This is a genomic window from Candidatus Hodgkinia cicadicola, assembly GCF_002774925.1.
In genome coordinates this window covers 25111-34056 of record NZ_NXGO01000041.1, presented here as the reverse complement: position 1 = coordinate 34056, position 8946 = coordinate 25111, and the positions used below count along the sequence as shown (strand labels likewise).

Annotated in this window: 2 protein-coding genes; one reads left to right on the top strand and one right to left on the bottom strand. The window is 34.8% G+C overall.

Features of this window, described 5'->3' with window-relative positions; translation table 4 throughout:
- Positions 1-4527 precede the first annotated feature (4527 nt).
- Complete coding sequence (locus MAGTDC_RS05560; RefSeq protein ID WP_278046932.1) at positions 4528-4659, bottom strand: hypothetical protein; 132 nt, start codon at positions 4657-4659, stop codon at positions 4528-4530.
- A 151-nt stretch (positions 4660-4810) separates the two neighbouring features.
- Between MAGTDC_RS05560 and MAGTDC_RS02260 the strand changes: the two genes are divergently transcribed.
- Positions 4811-8275: a DNA-directed RNA polymerase subunit beta' gene (locus tag MAGTDC_RS02260; RefSeq protein WP_146656869.1), complete on the top strand. Its 3465-nt coding sequence runs from the start codon at positions 4811-4813 to the stop codon at positions 8273-8275.
- Positions 8276-8946 lie beyond the last annotated feature (671 nt).

The following is an 8946-nucleotide window of genomic DNA, read 5'->3' as shown; positions in this document are numbered from 1 at the left end:
ATTTTTTGCATATATACCTGCATTGTAGAGGACTCAAGGTCTGTTGATTTTGGTGAAGATCGGTTAAGGAGAAGGGGCAGTTTACTTGCAACGTTTTATGTTTTAACAAGAGTAAAATACTTAATTTTGATAAATAAAGTATCCTGAAAAGAAGGTCATAGTAATCCACTGTAGAAAGGTAGATGAAATATCTATAAACGAAAAGGGGTAGGGGAAGTTGAAGGGGAGGGGATAATTTCTATAAATGAAAATGATAGGTGAAGGGGAGGGGATAATTTTTTATGTGTACTATGTTATCGGCAACAAAGAAGTAGTTTGTTGATAAAATTCCTTCCTGGGCTGTTTGGCTGTGGTCCAATGTTTTCTGCAAAACCAGACGTTTCGGAAGTGCCATCGACTGCCATCATCAGTGAAAATCGAGTGCGCAAACGTGAAGTGGTATATGTTAGTGACCACAATTTTGTGGTTGAGGCTGAAGATAGAAGTAGTTTCTGTGGAAATATTACATTTCTAAAATGATTTTAAATATAAATCTTAAAACATGGAAGTCATGTATGGTTCTCCATACTGATATTTTAATTATTTGCATCAAATAGTATTATTGTTTAATAAATCTTCTATCTAGATCAAATTATGTGTATACAGTTCTGGAAAAAATTAGATAGGCATACAATTTTGTTTGTTTATTGTAAACTGTATTATGTTTGGAAGTATCCTAAAGTAAATTTAACATTAATCATGTCAATCAATGAGGCCGTCCAGTTTTTTAAGGCTAGGAGAATCCTTAAAATGTTTGGAGCATCACTAGGTCATGATGGATCTGATCATCAAACTTCAGTTTCTGTGAAAAACTGGCAGATTTGAGTAGTCACTTGATAAAGGATGGTGTTGTAAAAGCAACAATTCTTTCAGAATTATTTTATAACCCTGTCAGTCTGCAAATAACTATCACTCCTTTAGATCATCAGCAGATTTAAACTTTTCTTATTCGCAGGGCCGAATCAAGAAAGGTAGAGGCCCCAGGCGAATGTAAAAATAATAATAATAAAAACAATAATAATAAACTCACCTATTTGATGTTAAAGCAGGGACGATTGAACGAACGAAGTTTACACATAATTACACAGTTATTAACACTCCACTCTTCCCTTATTAATTATTATTAGTCTTTACTTCTTTAGAGAAGAACTTTTCTGCACTTCGAGGAGGCAAAATCGTGAATTGTGTCTTCAAAATCAATTTCTGCCAAAATGTCATGTTCAATACTCATCAAACTTAAATTATTTAAGCGTGGTTGTGCCATGCAATTTCGTAACTCATCTTTTATTAGCTTCAACTTCGAAAATGAACGTTCTCCAGATGCATTGGTCACAAATAAAGTGAGAAAAATTCTCATAGCAATTTCCATATTGGGGAATGCTGATAAAATATTCTCATTATTCATGTAACTGTACAAGTTATGAATATTAATATTTTTTTCATTATCATCTCCAGCATATTCTTGGAAATATTTTATATTTACTTTTAGATATGCAGCAAAATGGTGACATTCAGATATTAGCTCTGCAGTAATAAAGTCTCCACTATAAAAATTTGCAAGGTTTTCGCAATATTTTGAAATTTCTGAACTCTCTAACACATGCAGACTTTCCAAAAAACCAAACCTCTCAAAAATGTCTATGTATGCTTTACTTCGGAGTTCTAGGCTAGAAACCAGGGTGTCTATTATGGGTAGGAATGTCTCTACTCTGAACTTTTCTCTTCCCAGAAGTTCCTCATTACTACATCCACCATCTGCAAATGCAAGAATGGAGCTACGTTTTGTTTGACGCCTTTGTGTATCATGATATTCTTTCACAACTGATTTCGCTTTTGATTTGGACTCATAATCGTCAAAACCATCTCTCTTCTCCCTAATAAAGACAATTAATGACTTCAGCATCTTAACTGCTACAGACAAATTCACTTTTTCACTTTGCAGTAGTTTACTTACTGCGTTAAATCTACTGAGGATTTCATTCCACAGTATTGTTAGAAAAACTGTTTCAAGTTTATCAAGTTTTTTCTCTAATCCTTGAGCCATAAGACGTGTCTCTAACGACTGATTTGTCACATCATTTCTTATAGACTGAAGACTTAATCTGATTTCATTATATCCCTCACATAAAGCATTTATTGCGTCCGCTTGCGCAGACCATCTAGTGTCTGAAAGTTGTTTCACCACTTTATGATGAGGTCCTAAATGTGAACGGAGTATCTCCCAGCGGTGTGTTGACGATGAAAAGAAGGTGTAAAGATTTTGTACCACATCAAAGTAAATTGTCACAGTTGAAACACACTTGACAGCATGTACCCCTACTAAGTTAAGTGAGTGTCCAGCACATGGTACATACTCAGCATACTTGTTTAGTTCTTTTATCTTTGCTTGTAATCCTGAACATCGCCCTGACATGTTTGCTGCGTTGTCATAAGACTGACCCCTACAATTCAGGATATCTATGTTATTGGTTTCTAAGAAGTGTGTCACAACCTCAGTAAGATGTTCTGCATTATGACCATGAATAGGAATAAACTGCAAAAATCGCTCTTTTGGAACAGCGTCTATCACATATCTTACTATAAAAGTAAGTTGATCAATATGAGTCACATCCGGAGTGGAATCTACAGAAATAGCATAGTATTTTGCTTTTTGAATTTCCGAGATGATTACTGAAAGAACTTTAGTCCCCATTATTTCTACGAACTCTTCACAAATGGTGGCTGACAAGTATGATGGAATCCCTTTCCCTGCATTGCCATATTTCTTTATGTGTTCGTGTAAGAATGGGTCAAACTGACTTATAAGTTCCAAAATACCCAAATAATTTCCATTTTTTACTGAACCAATTCTTTGGTCAGAACCTCTTAAAGGGAGTCCTCTCGATGCTAAGAATTTAATTACCGCAGTAACTCTTTTCAACACCTCTTTCCAGTATTGTCGCTCATTATTGAATTGGGCGACCAACTGCGTATCTATTCGCCCGAGTGTTTTTGAGCGACTTCAATAAGCTACCATGCAGTTTCTATGTTCTTGACTATTTTCATGTTCTGATGCAGCTTTCAGAGCATGTTTCCAGTCATTAAATCCATCTCCGCTAAATGGAAATTTGGAGTGAGAAAATAATTTACACGCAAAACAATAAACTTTTCCCTTCGCAGGTGAATAAATGAGCCATTCTCTTTGTACGATTTCTTTGTTTGGCAATTGTCGCGAGAACATTGCTTGAGTAAGGCATCTTTCTTCCATATTATCCCCAGTTTTATATACACGGGCTGATTTATCAAAATTATTTTCTTTATTTTGACAAGCGGAAGGTCCCTTTTCTACCCAATAATCCCGTAAGATGTCATCAGTATGTGGCCAAAGACCGGGGTCTGATGTTGTATAGTGACTGTTTTCTGAAATAATGGTACTTACATAGTTTCCTGAAGCACAGTCTGTCACCTGATCTTGAATATCTTCTTCACTGTACGTTATCAAATCTTTACGTTCTAGCACACGGTTTGTTGCTTCCGCTTGTTTCTGTAAATCGTTTTTCTCTGAACTCGAAGTTGAGGGGCCAGGAATGTGATTTACCGGTACATTATCATATGCAGTATTATCCTTTTTGTTGACAGTATAATTGAAATAATTAATTAGTTTCGGAATTCTCTTAATATTTTCTTCTCGTTCTTTGACTTTCTTACGCTTAGCACAACCACTTTCAAAACGCCTCATTATAAATGATAGTAATTGATACGTTAACTGGGAAGAGTGTTAAATTAGAAAACTTAGGCTAATAGACTCTCACTGACACGATCACTTTGAAAGACAAATGAATACTGTCGGATATTGTGTAGCATAAACATAACATCGGTAAGTCAAACGCATTGTTATCGTTCCCCACTCCCTTGTTACTCGATCGGTATGTATACAAAAACAGCAACTGAAATTCTTGGAACTAATAGGTTGGGAATTGAATCAATTTCCAAGAATTTCAGTTGCTGTTTTTGTATATGTACCGATCGAGTAACAAGGGAGTGGGGAACGATAACAATTCAATTGAATGTGTACGAATGTTATTAGTGCGGGTGCTTACAGAAATTAGGGTCATAGTTTAAGAAATGAGTGTATGGTTTCGGCAAGCCTTTGATATAGTATTTCAGAGCGAGCCGCAGGTTAACGCATTGCCCAATACGATAATACTTTATTGGATAACGATTAACATGACTCCGATATTTGAAATCATTAAAATGAAGCAGTGAAACTGATATCTTTGGTAAAAAAACTTAATATAATTCTTGAATGGCGTGATTGTTGTTTTCAATATTTTGAGGCCCCCTTAGAGACTGAGGCCCCCGGCGGCCGCCGGGTTCGCCCATGCGTTAAATCGCCACTGGTGCAACTGATCTTATAATAATTGCAGTGTCTGCATAGAATAAGTTCTTCTGCTTCTCTACTTTATAATGCAGGCTGCATTGCCTGTTCCCAAAACATATCTGCACATCTTATTCTCGGATGTCCCACACTTCAGCTACCTTCTGAACTTGTAATTCAAGTAGATTCAGGAAAGACGGTTGTACCTCATTCTTTCTAACAGTTGCAATGAGTTTATTACTTTTATTTATGCATACTATCATCTTTTATTTTATTAATTATTCGTCCAATAAGGTATTAAAGAATTGAAATGGTTATTAAGTTAATATGGTATTATAGAGCAGTGAGTTCATTGGATTTGGGTGTTGGATACCTTTATCAGTCTGATCTTTATTAGCCTCAAAACTTTTCGGGATGATTCAGTTAAAAGAACTCAAACGATCCTTAATCGACAGTAAACGTAATGTTAAATCGATAGAAATATTGAACGATGTAAACGACAAGATTGAGATAGTGGATTGAGTTATTAACAACAAAATGTCATTGAATCTAATGGTGATAAACGTCTTACCTGTTTTACCTGCTGAATTAAGACCATCTGTGGTTTTAGATGATAATACAAAAGCAAGTTCCGATTTAAACGAGCTATACAAAGGTGTTATCGATGCTAACAACGTTGTTATTGGTAACATTGAAAGAATAAAACATGGGATGGTTGGTTTCAATGAGTATGTTATGAGTATAGAACGGTTACAACAAAGTGTTGATAGTTTGATAGATAATTCTCGAAGTTTAGATGAACCAGTGGGTTACAACAATGGAGCATTGAAGTCATTGGTTGAAATGTTGAAAGGTAAGAGCGGTCGGTTCAGACACAACGTTCTAGGTAAGAGGGTAGATTATTCAGGTAGGAGTGTGATAGTACCAGGACCGGATTTATCAATAAACGAATGTGCAATACCGAGATCAATGGCAGCTGAATTGTTCAAACCATTCATTCATTCTAAACTAATGTTGGAACATGGAATTAGAGGACAAGGGAACACAAGATATTTATTGGATTGTGATCGACAGATGGTGTACAAAATTCTAGAAGAGATAATTAAATATTGTCCAGTGTTGTTAAATCGAGCTCCAACGTTGCATAAGTTAAGCATGAGAGCTTTTTGAGTGAAGTTAACCAATGAAAAGGTTATAAGATTACATCCATTGGTATGTTCTGGTTTCAATGCTGACTTCGATGGTGATCAAATGGCAGTACATGTTCCACTCAGTCTAAAAGCCAGAATTGAAGCCACAACGTTGTTAATGGCTGGAAACAATGTGTTCCATCCGGCCCATGGTGATCCATGCATCCTGCCATCCCAAGACATGATCCTTGGTCTGTATTACATGTCCTTAACATCATCGGAACACAGCGATATACATCTTTCATCGTATGTTGAAGTAACCAAAGCACTTGTGCATGGAAAAATTAGTTTACATACTAAAGTAAAATTCACTACGATTAAGAACAACATACGAGTTACCATCTTTACAACACCAGGTCGTTTGTTGATATCGGAACTAGTACCAAGTAGTTGTAATTTTATTTATGAGTGAGATGATCCGGAATTAACCAAACAATTTATTCATGATGTCATTATAATGGTTAACGAAAAATGTGGACGACAACAAATGGTAGTATTTTGTGAACGTTTGATGAAAATAGGATTTAAATATGTAACACGATCCGGTCTGTCATTGTCAAGGTCTGAATTCGATACTTCAAGTTATAAAAAGGAACTTCTAAATCATGTACGATCGGTTATAAACAAATCCTGATCTGATAAACTCGATAAAATAAAACTTCCAACGTTTTCAAAGATATGACATAAGATGTTGACCGATGTATATAACAATATAAATTTAGAAACATATAGTAACAGTTTAAATCAAACGGCAATACAGATGATTGTTAATTCAGGTGCACGAGGAACGGTGTCTCAAGTACAACAATTACTTGGTTCGAAGGGATATGTCGTTGATTTCAATGAACAACAAAGTAAGTTACCAATTTTGAACTCATATAATGAAGGTTTAAGTTTAATTCAACTTTTCTGTTGTACATATTCATCTAGAAGAGGATTAATGGATACCGCATTGAAGACGGCAAGTTCTGGTTATCTTACGAGAAAACTTGTTGAAACAACGAGGGAATGAGTGATAGATGAGATGGATTGCCATACCAAGGATGGTTTATGTGTTAATCCTGTTATTGATCTGGATTTTATTAAAAACAGATTGATTGGTAGGTTTTTACTAAGAGATATACTTTCGAATAGGATGGTAATAGCAAGAAAGAATGAATTAATTTCTGTTACGAATGTAAGTAAGATATTAACTTGTTGTGGTAATCAATTATGAATCAGATCTCCGTTGACATGCCAAGCAACATCCGGTGTTTGTAAACTTTGTTATGGGATAGAATTAAGTAGTGGAGATATAGTTCAACGTGGTGATTCTGTTGGTGTTTTGGCAGCTCAATCAATCGGTGAACCTGGAACTCAGTTAACGTTAAGAACCTTTCATGGATTAACCGAAGCCGATCACAAGAAACAAACACAAGATCTTGAAAAGTGTTTAACATCACCGTTCTCAGGTATTATTAAAATCGAATACCTTTCATGTGTTTGTTCAACCGATCTCGATATAATTGTAACTACTTCTAAATGTATTTTATCGATCATACAAAACACTAACAAAATCCGAAGTTATAAACTATCCCGAGGTTCTCGTTTATTAGTTCATAATAACGATTGTGTTAACGTTGGTGAAGTTTTATGTTTTAATTGTGTCGAATCAAACACCATCTTGGTTTTAACAAATGGCATCATAACATTTGAATGTTTGAAATATGGCTTAAACTTAAATAGATCTAATAACAACCGAAATTTAATTGGAAGAAATATTAAAACAAAACTATTAGCTAACAAAATTCCACTTATTTGCCTGAACGTTGGCAAACGGATAAAATTGTGTTGTTCATCTGTTTGGGATAAAATCAATTTCATAGTTAAACCAGGATTAAATGTTAATGCGTTCGGTGTACTTTTTGAGGTTGTATCTGGTTATAAACCTATCAACAGGATAACATTGACCGAAGGTTTCGAAAGATTATCGAAGTTATTAGATAACAGTATAGCCGAAGACAACAATTCTGTTATATGTAATACCGATAGTATTCCAAGATATGGTACAGATGGCAATGGTAATGGTATATTTATTATTGATCCGATGAGGTTGGATGAATGGCCATTGATATTTTCTGGTGTAAACGTTGGACCGTTTACCAATAACAACAAGATGATGAAACGAGGTACGGTTGTAATGTCCGGAGAGACTGATCTATCGAATTATGCTGATGCATATGGTTATAACGGTTTATATAATTATTTTATTGAAATTATTCAAGAGATTTACAACGTCCAAGGAGTAAACGTAAACAGTAAACACATTGAGATGGTTTTGAGACAAATGATGAACATTATAAACATATCCGATCCAGGTGATTCAACCTTGGGTATTGGCAGTGATCACGATTGACAGGATTTTGCCAGGATCAACAAATATGTAAGTATACTATGTGGTAGGTTGGCAGTTGGAAGAAGAAAAATAATTGGTGTTACCCAGGGTTGCATAGATGGAAATTCAATACTGTCAGCAATTTCATTTCAAGGTACCATAAAGATTATTATTAAAGCCATATTATCTGGTATTGACTACATTGTAACCGATATAAAGGATAGGATGATATTAGGTAAGTTACCATTGATTGGTACGGGTTTAACAACAAGTAAGCATAAGAAGATGAAATTATTACAACAACCTGGTAGTTAGATACCAAGAACATCTACCAACACATCATAACATGAATTGTTTATAGTATGTTTAATGGTTTTATTAACAACATGATATCGAGTGAACACATGGTTCGATTGACAACAACGTTGTGAGATAGGATAATGTCTAAGTTTTGATGGTGGTTGGTTGGTATCCGAATGAAACGTTCCAATTGTTTCTATGTTTATTTTTAAGTGTAGTATTATAAATTTTATATAAAAGATATCTTTGATAAATCGAAGACCATGAACATGTTGACGTCATGGAATGTATGTTAAACATGTGATGTAATCGATTAAATTGTTGATAAAATGTTGATCGATTTAACATGTAATTACCAAATCAGTACCATCAGTAACATCAAGGGAGCATAGCTGTTTGCATGAAATCTTATTTATCTGTTGTTAACTCATATGTTGGTTTCAACCATGTTCCAATCTAAGATATAATTTATGTTACTAAATATTATCCTATACCTACCTGTTATCATACGTATTTCGATGTTAATACCGAAGATTAACAACATGAGGTGACCATTTTATGGTAATCAATTGAGATCTACATCCGGATAACAATGGAGATTAAGATCAAGGTTCAACGGCAACATCAAAACAAACATGCCTGTTTGTCATAAGAAGTTATCATGTATCACCGATGTGTTAACCACA